The 13,405-nt window shown below is 71.1% G+C and carries 13 protein-coding genes; 5 read left to right on the plus strand and 8 right to left on the minus strand.

What is annotated here, in order from left to right:
• Positions 1–2 precede the first annotated feature (2 nt).
• The 3 genes from ABLE93_RS16455 to ccmI are packed head-to-tail and all read right to left on the minus strand — an operon-like array spanning position 3 to position 3,672.
• Positions 3–1,991: a heme lyase CcmF/NrfE family subunit gene (locus ABLE93_RS16455; protein WP_348840929.1), complete on the minus strand. Its 1,989-nt coding sequence runs from the start codon at positions 1,989–1,991 to the stop codon at positions 3–5.
• 2 nt (positions 1,992–1,993) lie between these two features.
• Positions 1,994–2,473, minus strand: coding sequence for a cytochrome c maturation protein CcmE (gene ccmE, locus ABLE93_RS16460; RefSeq protein WP_348840930.1), 480 nt, complete (start codon positions 2,471–2,473; stop codon positions 1,994–1,996).
• Positions 2,470–3,672, minus strand: a complete 1,203-nt coding sequence (ccmI, locus tag ABLE93_RS16465; RefSeq protein WP_510183045.1) for a c-type cytochrome biogenesis protein CcmI — start codon at positions 3,670–3,672, stop codon at positions 2,470–2,472. The genes ccmE and ccmI overlap by 4 nt, the downstream gene beginning before the upstream one ends.
• Positions 3,673–3,836: 164 nt before the next feature.
• On the opposite strand from ccmI, the gene ABLE93_RS16470 reads away from it, so the two are divergent.
• Positions 3,837–4,328, plus strand: a complete 492-nt coding sequence (locus ABLE93_RS16470; RefSeq protein WP_510183042.1) for a YidB family protein — start codon at positions 3,837–3,839, stop codon at positions 4,326–4,328.
• A 62-nt stretch (positions 4,329–4,390) separates the two neighbouring features.
• Here the strand turns inward: ABLE93_RS16470 and ABLE93_RS16475 are convergent, their stop codons facing one another.
• Positions 4,391–4,915 (minus strand): invasion associated locus B family protein, encoded by a 525-nt coding sequence (locus ABLE93_RS16475; protein ID WP_348840933.1) that lies wholly within the window; start codon positions 4,913–4,915, stop codon positions 4,391–4,393.
• 334 nt (positions 4,916–5,249) lie between these two features.
• On the opposite strand from ABLE93_RS16475, the gene ABLE93_RS16480 reads away from it, so the two are divergent.
• On the plus strand, positions 5,250–6,230 hold the full coding sequence (locus ABLE93_RS16480; protein ID WP_348840934.1) for an NADPH:quinone oxidoreductase family protein: 981 nt from the start codon (positions 5,250–5,252) through the stop codon (positions 6,228–6,230).
• 6 nt (positions 6,231–6,236) lie between these two features.
• Here ABLE93_RS16480 and ABLE93_RS16485 read toward each other — a convergent pair whose 3' ends face one another.
• The 4 genes from ABLE93_RS16485 to ABLE93_RS16500 all read right to left on the minus strand — a co-directional run bounded on the left by ABLE93_RS16485 (position 6,237) and on the right by ABLE93_RS16500 (position 9,780).
• Positions 6,237–6,656 (minus strand): YkvA family protein, encoded by a 420-nt coding sequence (locus tag ABLE93_RS16485; protein WP_348840935.1) that lies wholly within the window; start codon positions 6,654–6,656, stop codon positions 6,237–6,239.
• A gap of 49 nt (positions 6,657–6,705) precedes the next feature.
• Positions 6,706–7,239 (minus strand): RNA 2',3'-cyclic phosphodiesterase, encoded by a 534-nt coding sequence (gene thpR / locus ABLE93_RS16490; RefSeq protein WP_348840936.1) that lies wholly within the window; start codon positions 7,237–7,239, stop codon positions 6,706–6,708.
• Positions 7,240–7,407: 168 nt separating this feature from the next.
• Complete coding sequence (locus ABLE93_RS16495) at positions 7,408–8,880, minus strand: DUF3300 domain-containing protein (RefSeq protein WP_348840937.1); 1,473 nt, start codon at positions 8,878–8,880, stop codon at positions 7,408–7,410.
• A 174-nt stretch (positions 8,881–9,054) separates the two neighbouring features.
• Positions 9,055–9,780 carry a GyrI-like domain-containing protein gene (locus ABLE93_RS16500; protein ID WP_348840938.1) on the minus strand — a complete coding sequence of 242 codons (726 nt, stop codon included), beginning with the start codon at positions 9,778–9,780 and terminating at the stop codon, positions 9,055–9,057.
• Positions 9,781–9,970: 190 nt separating this feature from the next.
• Between ABLE93_RS16500 and dapF the strand changes: the two genes are divergently transcribed.
• Genes dapF through ftsY form a run of 3 tightly spaced genes read left to right on the plus strand, consistent with a single transcriptional unit; the run spans position 9,971 to position 13,402 of the window.
• On the plus strand, positions 9,971–10,828 hold the full coding sequence (dapF, locus tag ABLE93_RS16505; protein WP_348840939.1) for a diaminopimelate epimerase: 858 nt from the start codon (positions 9,971–9,973) through the stop codon (positions 10,826–10,828).
• Complete coding sequence (gene mtaB / locus ABLE93_RS16510; RefSeq protein ID WP_348840940.1) at positions 10,828–12,111, plus strand: tRNA (N(6)-L-threonylcarbamoyladenosine(37)-C(2))-methylthiotransferase MtaB; 1,284 nt, start codon at positions 10,828–10,830, stop codon at positions 12,109–12,111. Before dapF ends, mtaB begins: the two co-directional genes overlap by 1 nt.
• A gap of 22 nt (positions 12,112–12,133) precedes the next feature.
• Positions 12,134–13,402: a signal recognition particle-docking protein FtsY gene (ftsY, locus tag ABLE93_RS16515; RefSeq protein WP_348840941.1), complete on the plus strand. Its 1,269-nt coding sequence runs from the start codon at positions 12,134–12,136 to the stop codon at positions 13,400–13,402.
• Positions 13,403–13,405: the final 3 nt, after the last annotated feature.

The raw sequence follows: 13,405 nt of genomic DNA on the forward strand, positions 1-13,405 counted from the left end.
GTCTATTCCGCCGGTGCCGCGGCCTGCCGCTGCTTTTTCGCCGCAGGGCGCGGGGCGCCAACTCTAAGCCGTCGGTCGGCCAGCGACAGGGCGCCGCCCAGCGCCATCACCACCGCGCCGAGCCAGATGAGCGTCACGAACGGCTTGTAGGTGGCGCGCACGGAGACGTGGCCGTCCGGGCTCTCCTCGCCCATGCTCACATAGAGCTGGCTTGCCCCGAAGGTGCGGATGCCGGCCTCGGTGGTCGCCATCTGCCGGGCGGCGAACAGGCGGCGCGAGGCCTCGATGGTGCCGTCGGAGACACTGCCCTCGCGGATGGCGAAGACCGCGGTGCGGGCGCGGAAATTGGGGCCGGTCCGGTTCTCCAGGCGCTCAAGGGTCAGGGTGCGGCTGCCGATGGCGACGGCGTCGCCCACCTTCATGGCGGCGATCTTCTCAAGGCTCCAGGAGGCTTCGCAGGCGATGCCGAGCAGGCAGACGCCGACGCCGAAATGGGCAATGGCGGTGCCGAAGGCGGAGCGCGGCACGCCGGCGAGGCGGGAGAGCGCGACCTTGGCATTGACCCGGCCGAGGCCGGCTCGCTCGGCGATGTCGGTGAGGGCGCCCAGCATGATGAAGACGGAAAGGCCCACCGCCAGCGGCGCCAGAACCGGCCCACCGGTGGTGGCGGCCGACGTGACCACCGCCGCGACGATGGCGAGACCGGCGGCCAGCATCAGGCGCTGGGCGACGCCCATGAGGTCGCCCCGTTTCCAGGCGAGCAGCGGGCCGAACGGCATGGCGAACACGAGCGGCAGCATCAGGCCGCCGAAGGCGAGGTTGAAATAGGGCGGACCGACGGTGATCTTCGCGCCGGTCAGCGCCTCCAAAGCCAGGGGATACAGCGTGCCCACAAGCACCGCCGCGGTGGCAGCGGTGAGGAAGAGGTTGTTGAACACCAGCGCCCCCTCCCGCGAGATGGGAGCGAAGATGCCGCCCTGCTTCAGCTCGGAGGCGCGCAAGGCGAAGAGGGTTAGCCCGCCGGCGATGAAGAAGGTGAGGATGGCGAGAATGAACACGCCGCGCGTCGGATCGCTGGCGAAGGCGTGCACCGAGGTCAGCACGCCCGAGCGCACCAGGAAGGTGCCCACCAGCGACAGGGAGAAGGCGAGGATGGCGAGGAGGATGGTCCACACCTTCAGCGCGTCGCGCTTTTCCATCACCACGGCGGAGTGCAGCAGAGCGGTGGCCGCGAGCCACGGCATGAGGGAGGCGTTCTCCACCGGGTCCCAGAACCACCAGCCGCCCCAGCCGAGCTCGTAATAGGCCCAGTAGGAGCCCATGGCGATGCCGAGGGTCAGGAAGATCCAGGCAGCGAGCGTCCAGGGGCGCACCCAGCGCGCCCAGGCGGCGTCGATGCGGCCCTCGATCAGCGCGGCGATGGCGAAGGAGAAGGAAATGGAGAGCCCCACGTAGCCGAGGTAAAGCAGCGGCGGATGGATGGCGAGGCCCGGGTCCTGGAGGATGGGGTTGAGGTCGCGCCCCTCGGCCGGCGGGGGCACGAGGCGCAGGAAGGGATTGGAGGTGAACAGGATGAAGGAGAGGAAGGCCGCCGCCACCGCGCCCTGCACCGCCAGCACGAGCGCCTTTAGGCGGTCGGGCAAATTGGAGCCGAACAGCGCCACCAGCGCGCCGAAGAAGGCGAGCACGAACACCCACAGGAGCATGGAGCCTTCGTGGTTCCCCCAGGTAGATGTGATCTTGTAGATCGCCGGCATCTGCGAGTGCGAGTTCTCCACCACGTTCACCACGGTGAAGTCCGAGGTGACGTAGAGCTGCACCAGCATGGCGAAGGCGAAGGTGACGAAGCCGAAGAGCGCCATGGCGATGAAGCCGGCGGTCCCCATCAGCACGGCATCGCCCCGCCGCGCGCCCCAGGCCGGCAGCACCACCTGCGCGAGGGAGAGCGCGAAGGCGAGGGCGAGGGCGTACTGGCCGAGCTCGGCGATCATGCTCAGCTCCCCGGCTGGCGCTGGGCGGGGGAGGCGGCGCCGGGCGCGGGCGCGCCGTCCTTCCAGTGGCCCTGCTGCTTGAGGGCGTCGGCCACCTCGCGCGGCATATATTTCTCGTCGTGCTTGGCGAGCACGCTGTCGGCCTTGAACAAGCCATCCGGCTGCAGCGCGCCCTCGGCCACCACGCCCTGACCCTCGCGGAACAGGTCCGGCAGGATGCCGGAATAGGCGACCTTGACCGTGGCGTTCCCATCGGTGACGGCGAAGGTGGTCAGGGTGCCAGACTTGGCGACGGATCCGGTCTCCACGAGGCCGCCCAGCCTCAGGCGGGCCCCCGGCGCCACCTGCTGCTGCGCCACCTCCGTGGGGGTGCGGAAGAACACGATGGTGTCGTTGAGGGCCGAGAGGATGAGCCCCGCGGCGAGCGCGAGCACGCCGAGCCCTGCCCCGATGAGAACCAGCCGCCGGCCCTTGCGCGTCATCCTTTTCCTCCCTCGGCCAGCGCCTTCTCGGCTGCGTCGAGCCGGGCGAGCGCCGCCGCGTCGTCCTTGAAGGCGGTGCGGGCGCTCTTCAGCGCCGCCTCGGCCTTGGCCTTCTCGCCCAGAACACCATAGGCCCGGATCAGCCGCAGCCAGCCCTCGATATCCTCGGGTTGCTGCGCGAGCCGCTCGGCGAGGCGGTCGACCATGCCGCGGACCATGGCGTCCCGATCCTGCGGCGACATTTGGGCGGCGGCCGCCACATCCGCCGCCGCCGGACCCGGTTGGCCGGGCGTGGGCGCGGCCATGGGGGGCGTGCCGGGCGGCGATGAAATCGACGGCGGTGCGCCGCCGACGCGGGCGAGGGCAGCGGCGACCATGGGGCGATAGGGCGCGCCGGCCGGGGCGCGGGCGAGCATGTCGGACCAGATGCGGGCGGCGTCGGGCGCCCGCCCGTCCTGCTCGGCGGCGAGGCCGAGGAAATAGGCGGAGCGCGGCTCGCTCGGATCAAGGGCGAGGGCGAGGGCGAAGGCGCGGGCGGCATCGGCGGTGACAAGCCCCTCGGCGGCCACCACCAGCGCCTCGCCCCGGGACGACTGGCGCTCGGCGGTGGGGCCGAGGATGCGGATCGCCTCGCCATAGGCACGGGCGGCGTCCTCGGGCCGTCCGAGGCGCAGATAGATCGGCGCCAGGATCTCGTAGCCTTGGCCGTCATTGGGGTTTTTCTGAAGGTGCTCCTCCACGCGCCGCACGAGGATCGCCACGTCGCTGCGGTCGGGCGCGGCGGTGAGGCGCTCGGCCAGCGGCGCGCCGGGCAGGCCGGGCGATCCCATGGTCGCATAGAGCGCTGCCGCAAAAGCCGGTACGAAGAGCAGCGCGGCGAGCGCGGCGGCGCGGCGCCGGCGGGCGGCCGCGCTCGCATCGGTTCCGTCCAGGCCGGCGGGCGTGGTTGCGCTGCTTTCGCCCTCGCGCAGCGCGTCGGCGGCGAGCATGCGGCGGGCGACCTCGACGCGGGCGGCCTCCGCCTCGGCGGCGGGCAGGCGCCCGGCCTTGGCGTCGCGGGCGATTTCCGCCAGCTGGTCGCGGTAGACCGCGAGATCCGCCTCGCGGGTCGCCTTCGCGGTACGGGCGCGCGACAGCGGCCACAGCACGGCCAACGCGGCGAGCGCGGTCATGAGCGCGAGGGCTGCAAACAAGGGCAGTGGGATCATCACCTGCGAGCCGTTAACGGCAGATCATGCTGATGCATAGGTCACACGCCGTCCCAGCGGCGCGGGGCCGCAGGCGATGAAGCGATCGTGACCCGCGCCCGGCTGATCGACAGCGTTCCGGCGATCCGGTACACCAAGCCGGATCGCGCCGCATCGTGCAGCGCAGCGGAGCGTGGCCGCGATGTGCGCCGCCCGCGCGGCAGCCGGGGAGCTTCGGCATGGGCCTGTTCGACCAGATGATGGGCGGCATGATGGGCGGGATGCTCGGCAACATGCTGAGCAAGGCCGGTCCCGACGGCGCCGGCGCGCTCATCGAGACCCTGCTGAACGGCCCCATGGCCCAGGCGCTGCCGGGCATCCTCAATGGCGCTTTGGCGAAGACGCCCTACGGCAGCATCGAAGGTGTGCTGGCCCGGCTCCGCGAGGCGGGGCTCGGCCACGAGGTGGACAGCTGGATCTCCACCGAGCCCAACGTGCCGGTCAGCGCGGATGAGATCGTGACGGCCCTTGGCCCGGAGCCCCTCGAGGCCGCGGCCGGCTCTCTCGGACTTCAGGCGGACATGCTGCCGGAGCTTCTCGCCAAGCACCTGCCGACCATTATCGACCATTTCAGCCCCAACGGCGTGCTGGAGCTGCCCGGCAGCTGAGGCCGAGCGGGGCGGGCGATGCCCGCGCCCGACCGATCCTCAAGTCCTGCGCCCGAGCAAGCTCACTTGCATTCCTGCGCCACCCGGTCGAGGGCCTGACCGAGGCCGACGAGTGAATATTTGTCGGTGGTCACGTTGCCCCGCAGCGACGTGGAGGCAACGGTCAGGTCCTTGCCGCGCTTCATGGCTTCCACCAGCTTCGCCTCGTCGGCCACGTTGCGCACCCAGGCGCCCTGGTCCTTGGTGTAGAGCTGGAGAGTCATGCCGTTGGTGATGGTGAGGGTGGCGTCCGACCCCTCCTTGAGGGGAAAGCCGACGGTCACCGTCACCTCGTTCTTCACATTCTCCCCCGGGCGGGTGGAGACGAAGAAATAGGCCGGGTCGCGCTTCAGCCCCTCGGGCGCACGCGCCTTCGGCTGGGTGATGGCGTAGCAGACCTTCGGGCTCGCGGTGGACACATAGACGCTCCAGTCGCCGAACTGCGCCACGGACTTGGATTGGGCCTGGGCCTGGGCTGCGGCGGGCGCCGCTGCGGCGCAGGCGAGGATGACGCCCAGGAGAGCAGGATGGACACGAGGAAGCGTCATGGCTTCTCCAATTCGCTGGGGCCCTGAGGCGAGCCGGACTGTGGCTTGACCGCGTCACGTCGGGTAGCGGCGCAGGCGGTCAAAAAAATGGCGAGGCCGTCTTGCGTTTTCCTAAACCAAAGGGTCCGCTCCGCTCAATGCGCCGGATGCCGAATCCCGTGCGATTCGTTGCGCCGTAGGGATTTGGAGACTGTCCGGCTCCGGCCGGGAGCGCAAGGCGGGCATCTGGCGGGCAGGTCTGCCGCCGCGGAAAGCCCGTCTTTAGCCGTTGATTGCGGCTCCTTGGGTTAATTTTTGGTAATCCGCCCCGCCGGCGGAAAGGGAAGGAGAGCCCATGAAAGCGGTCGTGTGCGTGCGGCATGGTCCTCCCGAGGAGCTTGAGATCCACGACCTGCCGGATCCGCAGCCGGGTCCCGGCGAAGTGGTGGTCAGCGTGAAGGCCATCGGCCTCAATTTCTTCGACACGCTCATCATCCGCGATCTCTATCAGGTGAAGCCCCAGCTGCCCTTCTCGCCCGGTGCGGAATTCTCCGGCCACGTGGCGGCGGTGGGCGCGGGGGTGACGGGATTTGCCGCGGGCGACCGGGTCTGCGGCTATCTCACCCACGGCATGGCCCGCGAGCGCGTGGTGGTGCCCGCCGCCTTCCTCGCCCATGTGCCGGCAGATGTGGATCTGGTGAAAGCGGCGGGGCTCATCGTCACCTACGGCACCGCCATGTACGCGCTCCGCGATCGGGGCGAGATCAAGCCCGGCGAGCGGCTCGCCGTGCTGGGCGCTTCGGGCGGGGTGGGGCTTGCGGCGGTGGAGCTCGGCCGTGTGCTGGGCGCCCGCATCATCGCCTGCGCCTCCTCGGCGGAGAAGGTGCGCTTCGCCCTCGACCACGGGGCCGACGAAGGCTTCAACTATGCCGAAGGCGACCTGAAGGCCGCGCTCAAGACGTTCGGCGGCCCCGACGGCCTCGACCTCGTTTATGATCCGGTGGGCGGCGAGATGGCGGAGCAGGCCCTGCGGGCGCTCGGCCCCCTCGGCCGCTTCCTGGTGGTGGGCTTCGCCGCCGGCGAGATCCCGAAGATCCCGCTCAATCTGCTGCTGGTGAAGAATTGCGATGCCCGCGGCGTTGCCTTCGGGGCGCAGGCGCGCTCCAATCCCACGTGGCTGCGGGGCGTGGTCTCCGAGCTCATGGCGCTCGCCCGCGACGGGCGCCTCTCGGCCCATGTGGACAAGACGTTCCCGCTGGAGCGCTGCGCCGACGCCCTGGGCGAGATCGCCGGGCGCCGGGTCAAGGGCAAGGTGGTGCTGACCGTCGACGGCTGAGTCGCGTCAGGCTGACGGGGTGTCCGACGGCTCCGCGCCGGACAGCGCATCCCGCGCGGCATCGTAATGCTCGGGTTTCACATAGCCCGAGATCAGCTTGAGCGCGCCCATCAGCACGGCCGCATCGTCGCCGAAGCCGATGATCGGCAGCAGGTCCGGCGCGATGTCGATCGGCAGGACGAAATAGGCGAGGGCGGCGAGCAGGGTCGCCCGCACCTTCAGCGGCGTCTCGCGGTCGAACGCGGCGTAATAGGTCGCCACCGCATCCTCGGCAAAGGGGACGTGGCGGGCGGCGCCGCGCATCTTGCGCCAGAAGCCCCGGCGTACCTTGGCCTCGTCGCGCGCCGCCTGGGCGCGGGCCTCCTCGGAGAGGTCGGCGTCAGTGAGTTGGCCGGCGGTGGCGGCGTCGAAGGGGCGCGTGCTCATGCAGGTCACATGGGGATGGTGCGCGGCGCCGCAAGTCCCCCGATTGCCCTCAGAGCAGAGGATAGGCGGCTTCCACCAGATAGGGGCCACCGCCCACGGAATCGCGCGAGGAGAACAGCACGAAGCGGGGCACCCGAAACGTGGCGCTGCGGTAGGGGCCGCGGGTCGCCAGATAGTCGGCCACCTGCCGCGAGGAGGCGTCGCGCAGCCGGGCGAGGGTGACATGGGGCTTGTAGTTGCGGCCCTCGGCCCCGAGGCCGAGGCGCTGCATGATGCGCTCCTGCTCGGCCTGCAGCTCCATCAGCGCCGGATTGGACTTCACAGCAGCGAAGACGGCGCGGGGCTTGTGGCCGCCGAACTGGTCGAGGCCGTCCAGCACCAGATCGAAGGCGGGGCGCCGCACCTGGCCCAGCATCAGCATGATGTCGCGGCCTGTGGCGTCGTCCACGTCGCCCACGAAGCGCAGCGTGACATGATAGTTCTCGGGGTCGATCCAGCGCGCGCCGGAGAGCCCGCCCCGCAGCATGGACAGGCTGAGGCCGACCTCGCGGGGAATTTCGATGGCGGTGAACAGTCGCGGCATCAAACCCTCCGCGATGGCCCGGCGGCAGCGGTGGCGGCCTCGTAGCGGCCGTCGGACCGGCGCCCGGCAAGGCGGCTCCGCGCCAGTGAAGGAGATTCGCGCGCGGAAGGAAAGGGTGCTGGCGCCGAAGGAGTCCGCTGCCCGCGGTCGCGGGCAGCGGACGTTGCGTCAATGGCGGCCGCGCCCCGCCGGACGGGCCCGGTGCTGGGGCATGGCGCGATGCGGGCGGGCCTGCGGCCTGGGCCGCGCCTGCTGGGCGGGCCTCACCCGCTGCGCCGGCCGCACCCGCTGCTGCGGCCGCACCTGCTTGGGACGCACCTGCTGCGGCCGGGGCCGCGCCTGGGGCCGCTGGGCCGGGCGCGCGTTGGCCGGACGGTTCGGCTTGGCCGACGGGCGGTTCGGCCGGTTCTGGCCGGCCGCCGGGCGGTCGGGCCGGTCGGGGCGGTTGGCCCCCGCGCCGGGACGATCGGGCACGCCGGGACGATTGGGGCCGACGCCGGGCCGATCGGGAATGCCGGGCCGCCCGGGTCCGACACCAGGCCGGTCGGCGATGCCGGGCCGTCCGTTTACGCCGGGCCGATCCGGGAATCCGGGCCGTCCGGGTCCGGGCCGATCGGGGAAGCCGGGACGTCCTGCGCCGGGGCGGTCAGGGAAGCCGGGGCGGTCAGGGAAGCCAGGACGACCGGGTCCGGGACCGCCGGGCCCCGGACGACCGGGACGCCACGGGCCGGGGCCCCAGTTCGGCGGACGTCCGCCGCCCCAGCCGGGTCCCCAATGGGGCGGCCGGTTCCAGCGCGGCGGCACGGCCCACACCGAGTTCCACGGCCGGTTGTTCCAGCCCCAGCGGTTGTTCCAGTAGGACCCGACCAGCACGGCGCTGCCGAAGATCAGAGCGCCGGTGGTGAACGTGGTGAACACTTCCGAGCTGTCATAGGCCGGCACGTAGATCTGCTCGGGATTGGCCGGCGCGATGTAGATGGTGCGCTGTCCGCCGCTTTCTTCGGTGCGCACCACCTGCTGCTCGGTGGTCTTCAGGTTGCCCACCTCCTGCGCCTTGGCGCGCAGCAGCTGGATGGTGCGCGAGACATCGTCAGGCTGGGACGAGAAGGCGAGCCCGAGGGACTCGGCCCATTCCATGTGCTCGCGCAGCAGGATGATGACGTCGGGGAAGCGCACCAGCGCCTTGACGTTGTCATCCCAGGGCTTTGCATCTACCGCGGCAAAGCGGCGGGCCTTGGTGTCGCGCGGATTGGCCTTGATCCAGTCATAGGCCTCGACGATCTGCTGCGGATAGAGCGTCGCCGGGAACAGGATGGCGAGCAGCGGGTCGGGATAGAGCGCCACCGGCCCGAGAATGTATTCAAGGTCGGTCATCGAATAGACTGGACCCGTCTGGGCATTGGGATCGGCCGGCTGGGCCGACTGGGGCGGCGGGGCAGCCTGATCCGCGGGCGGTGCAGCGGGCGCGGGCGGCGGCGGGGGCATGGGGGTCGGCGCGGGTTGGGCCTGCGGATCCGGTGCGGTGGTCTGCGCGAGAACCGGATAGATCGCCGTCGACCATCCGAATACCGCGGCCACGGCGATGCGGGACAGGTTGCCCGAACGCCCCTTCACGCAATGTCTTATGGATATGGTTGCCATGCGCTTCTCCCTCGGCGACGAGCGTCCCGCATGGGTAACGCCCAAGCCGTCGATTCGGGTCACATCTTGGCGCGAAATTGTTCCCGCGCCAGCAGGTTGCGTCCGTTTTCGCCCCGTCTTGATCGAAGAGCGGAGGCGCTCACGTGGGTGGGCGGTGCTATGCGGTGGCGTGCTCTACGGCAGCGGTACCAGGACCTCGATCTCCAGCGCTTCGGGGGAGGCAGTCGCGAGGTCGCTGCGGTAGCGCTCGATATAGAGATCGTTCTGGTCGATGTTCTTCTCGTCCAGATAATTGGCGATCTGCTCGTAGGTGTTGTCCATGTCGCTGAACGAGCCGGTGTGGACGAATTTCAGCACCTTCCCGGCGAACGATCCGCCGAGCTTCATGGGGGCCTGCGGCTTCTGGCTCGTGGTTCCGGAGAACGGCATCTGGATTTCGTAGTCGAAGCCGCGCTCGTCGCTGGTGGTGTACATGATGAAGACATCGCCCGAGCGGGTGAGGCCGAGGCGCTTCAGCTCGGCATCCGCTTCCTTCACGCCGGCCACGAGGCGGTCGTAGGCCTCCTCCCAGGATGCGGCGCCGGACAGCGTCAGCACCGGCACGGGGGTGAGGGTGATCTCCTCGGGGGTGAAGGTGGGCGCGCCGGGCGTGATGGGCGTCGTCTCCACCCGCTTGGGATCCACCACGGGCGGGGGCGTGAGGCTGTCGGCCGCGGGGGGATTGGCGGGCGCCTGCTGGGCGGAAGCGGGCGCCAGGCCGGCCGTGCCCAGCGCCAGCGCCGCCAGGAGCATCGCGCGCAGGGTGACGGCCACGGCCTTCGCGCCGGTCGGACGCCATCCAACCGCGATCCGTCCGCCCGAGACCTCCGCCGCCGCTCCCGCCAGCCCGAACCGCGCCATCGTTCATCCTCCGGCACCGCCGCGGCGGTGTTATGCTGTCTACCATGTTCTCCGTCGCCAGTTCGGCACGATTGCGGCGGCGCGGGCGCGCCAGCGCGATTTCCGGCGCTGCGGCGCGCGGGGGTGGTGTCGCCGGCGGTTCGGCGCCATATAAGGCGCGACACCTTCCGTTCAGCCGCCTGGAACGCCCGTGAACCCCCTTGCCCATCGCCCCTTCGTGAAGATGAACGGTCTCGGCAACGAGATCCTCGTCCTCGACCTGCGCGCCGATCCGGTGGAGGTGACGCCTGCTGCGGCGCGGGCGCTGGCGCGGCCCCAGGTGCTGCCCTTTGACCAGGCAATGGTGCTCTATCCGCCCCGGCAGGACGGAACGGCCGCCTTCGTGCGCATCCTCAATTCCGACGGTTCGCTTTCCGCCGCCTGCGGCAACGGCACACGCTGCATCGCCGCCCTCGAGGCGGAGCGCACCGGCGCCCCCCACGTGCTGTTCGAGAGCGAGGCCGGCCTGCTCGACTGCCTCGTGCGCGCCGACGGGCAGGTGGAAGTGGACATGGGCGCCCCCCGCCGCGGCTGGCGGGACATCCCCCTCGCCCGCGACGTGGGGGATACCGCGGCCGTCGTCATCCCCGGCTTCGAGGCGCTAGGGCCGGCCTGCCTCGTCAGCATGGGCAATCCCCACGCGATCTTCTTCGCGGCCGATGCGGACACGGTGGACGTGGAAGGGCTTGGCCGCGCGCTGGAGCATCATCCGCTATTTCCCGAGCGGGCCAACATCTCCTTCGCCAGCCTCACCGCGCCGGACAGCATCCTGCTGCATGTGTGGGAACGCGGCGCCGGCCGCACCCGCGCCTGCGGCACCGCCGCCTGCGCCACCGCGGTCGCGGCAGCGCTGACCGGCCGGACAGGCCGGCAGGTGCGTGTGACCCTGCCCGGCGGGCCGCTGCAAATTTTTTGGCGCGAGCGCGACGATCATGTGCTGATGACCGGCCCGGTGGAGCATGAGTTCGCCGGCACCCTCACCCCCGCCATGCTGGAAGAGGCCGCCTGATGGCGGGCAGCGCCTGCGACACCGCGGTGGAGGTGGTGAATTTCGGCTGCCGCCTCAATGCGCTGGAGGGGGACGGGATCGCCCGCGCCGCCGCCGGAGCCGGGCTCAGCCGGGCGCTGGTGGTCAACACCTGCGCGGTGACCGGCGAGGCGGTGCGGCAGGCGCGCCAGGCCATCCGCCGGGCGCGGCGGGACGAGCCGGGCCGTCCCATCGTGGTCACCGGCTGCGCCGCCCAGACCGAGCCCGCCACCTTCGGCGCCATGGACGAGGTGGACCTCGTCCTCGGCAATGTCGCGAAGAGCGATCTCGCCACCTGGCAAAGCGTGCGGGCCGCACTCGACTTCGGCATCGCCGCCGACGCCAAGGTGCGGGTGCAGGACATGGCGGCGGTGCGCGAGGCCACGCCCCATCTCGCCGACCGCTTCGAGGGGCACACCCGCGCCTTCGTCGAGGTGCAGAACGGCTGCGATCACCGCTGCACATTCTGCATCATCCCCTTCGCCCGCGGCCCCGCCCGCAGCGTGCCCATGGGCGCCGTGGTGCAGCAGGTGCGCCGCCTCGTGGAGGCAGGCCATGCGGAAGTCGTCCTCACCGGCGTCGACCTCACCGCCTATGGCGCAGACCTGCCCGGGGCGCCCACTCTCGGACGTCTGGTCAAGGCGGTGCTCGCCGCCGTGCCGGAGCTGAAGCGGCTGCGCCTCTCCTCTCTCGACGCGGTGGAGGCCGATGCGGCGCTGATGCACGCGCTGGCGGAGGAGGAGCGGCTCATGCCCCATCTCCACCTGTCCCTTCAGTCGGGCGACGACGTGATCCTGAAGCGCATGAAGCGGCGTCATTCGCGGCGCGAGGCACTGGCCTTCATCGCGGCGCTGCGCCGGGCGCGGCCGCAGGTCGCGCTGGGCGCCGACATCATCGCCGGCTTTCCCACCGAGACCGAGGCGCAGGCCCGCGCCACCCGCGACTTCGTGGAAGAGTCGGGCCTCGCCTTCCTCCACGTCTTTCCCTATTCCCCGCGCCAGGGCACCGCGGCGGCGCGCATGCCGCAGCTTTCGGGCGGCACCGTCTCGGACCGCGCCGCGCGGCTGCGCGAGACCGCAGCGGTGCTGCTGCGCCGGCACCTCTCGTCCGAGATCGGCCAGCGCCGCTCGGTGCTGGTGGAGGCCGGCGGGCGCGGCCATACCGAACATTTCACCCCGGTGCGCATCGCCCGGCCGGCGACGCGCGGCAGCCTCGCCGATCTGCGCATCGCCGGCCACGACGGCGCACGGCTGATCGCGGCGTGAGCCCCTTCAAGGAACGGCAGGCATGAGCGAGGACGATCCCCAGGGCACAGCTCCCAAGGATGCCAAGCGCAAGCGCGGCTTCTGGGGCTGGCTGACCGGCGAGGCCCCCGAGCCGGCGCCCGCGACGGAGCCCAGCCGCGACGACGCGGCTGAAACACCCGACGAAGTGGCCGAGGCGGCTGAGGCCGTGGCCTCGCAAGCGCCCCCCGCCGTTGAACTGACGCCCGACGTGGTGGCCCCGGCCGAGCCTGAGCTTGCCGACGAAGCGGAGCCCGAGCCCGTCCAGCCACCCGCGGACGTGCTTCCCCCCGTCCCGGAGCCGCCCCCGTCGGAGCCGGCCGCAGAGGTCTCGGCTTCGGACGAGCCCGCGCCCAAGAAGGGTTTCTGGAGCCGCCTTGCCTCGGGGCTGGCCCGCACCGCTTCCAGCCTGGGGCAGGGCATCACCGACCTCGTCTCCAAGCGCAAGCTCGATGCCGAGACGCTGGAGGAGCTGGAGGACGTGCTGATTCGCGCCGATCTCGGGGTCGAGACCTCCATGCGCATCGTCGAGGAGGTGGGGCGGGGCCGGCACGACAAGATGATCGCGCCGGAGGAGGTGAAGGCCCTCATCGCCGGCGAGGTGGAGTCCATCCTCGCCCCCGTGGCAAAGCCGCTGGTGGTGGATGCCACGCAAAAGCCCTTCATCGTGCTGATGGTGGGCGTCAACGGATCGGGCAAGACCACCACCATCGGCAAGCTCGCCGCCCAGTGGCGGGACGAAGGCCGCAAGGTGGTGCTGGCGGCCGGGGACACCTTCCGCGCCGCCGCCATCGAGCAGCTCAAGGTCTGGGGCCAGCGCACGGGCGCCACCGTGATCGCCCGCGAGCAGGGCGCCGATGCCGCCGGCGTCGCCCACGACGCCATCACCGAGGCACGGGCTTCCGGCGCCGACATCCTGATGATCGACACGGCGGGACGCCTGCAGAACCGCGCCGAGCTGATGGCGGAGCTGGAGAAGGTGGTCCGCGTCATCAAGAAGCTGGAGCCGACCGCGCCCCATGCGGTGCTGCTCGTGCTCGACGCCACGGTGGGCCAGAACGCCTTGTCTCAGGTGGAGGCCTTCGCCCGCACCGCGGGGGTGACGGGCCTCGTCATGACCAAGCTCGATGGCACCGCGCGCGGCGGCATCCTCGTGGCCATCGCCGCCAAGCACAAGCTGCCCATCCATCTCATCGGGGTGGGGGAGGGGGCGGACGATCTCCAGCCCTTCGCCGCCCGCGACTTCGCCCGCGCCATCGCCGGGCTGAACTGAGTC

Origin of the sequence: Xanthobacter pollutisoli, from assembly GCF_040044995.1 — a bacterium.
Taxonomy (GTDB): Bacteria; Pseudomonadota; Alphaproteobacteria; order Rhizobiales; family Xanthobacteraceae; genus Xanthobacter.

Excerpts from the sequence above, each read along its gene's own strand:
- ABLE93_RS16455 (WP_348840929.1), bottom strand. The coding sequence starts at position 1,991 with ATGATCGCCGAGCTCGGCCAGTACGCCCTCGCCCTCGCCTTCGCGCTC.
- ccmE (WP_348840930.1), bottom strand. The coding sequence starts at position 2,473 with ATGACGCGCAAGGGCCGGCGGCTGGTTCTCATCGGGGCAGGGCTCGGC.
- ABLE93_RS16475 (WP_348840933.1), bottom strand. The coding sequence starts at position 4,915 with ATGACGCTTCCTCGTGTCCATCCTGCTCTCCTGGGCGTCATCCTCGCC.
- ABLE93_RS16480 (WP_348840934.1), top strand. The coding sequence starts at position 5,250 with ATGAAAGCGGTCGTGTGCGTGCGGCATGGTCCTCCCGAGGAGCTTGAG.
- ABLE93_RS16485 (WP_348840935.1), bottom strand. The coding sequence starts at position 6,656 with ATGAGCACGCGCCCCTTCGACGCCGCCACCGCCGGCCAACTCACTGAC.
- thpR (WP_348840936.1), bottom strand. The coding sequence starts at position 7,239 with ATGCCGCGACTGTTCACCGCCATCGAAATTCCCCGCGAGGTCGGCCTC.
- ABLE93_RS16495 (WP_348840937.1), bottom strand. The coding sequence starts at position 8,880 with ATGGCAACCATATCCATAAGACATTGCGTGAAGGGGCGTTCGGGCAAC.
- ABLE93_RS16500 (WP_348840938.1), bottom strand. The coding sequence starts at position 9,780 with ATGGCGCGGTTCGGGCTGGCGGGAGCGGCGGCGGAGGTCTCGGGCGGA.
- mtaB (WP_348840940.1), top strand. The coding sequence starts at position 10,828 with ATGGCGGGCAGCGCCTGCGACACCGCGGTGGAGGTGGTGAATTTCGGC.
- ftsY (WP_348840941.1), top strand. The coding sequence starts at position 12,134 with ATGAGCGAGGACGATCCCCAGGGCACAGCTCCCAAGGATGCCAAGCGC.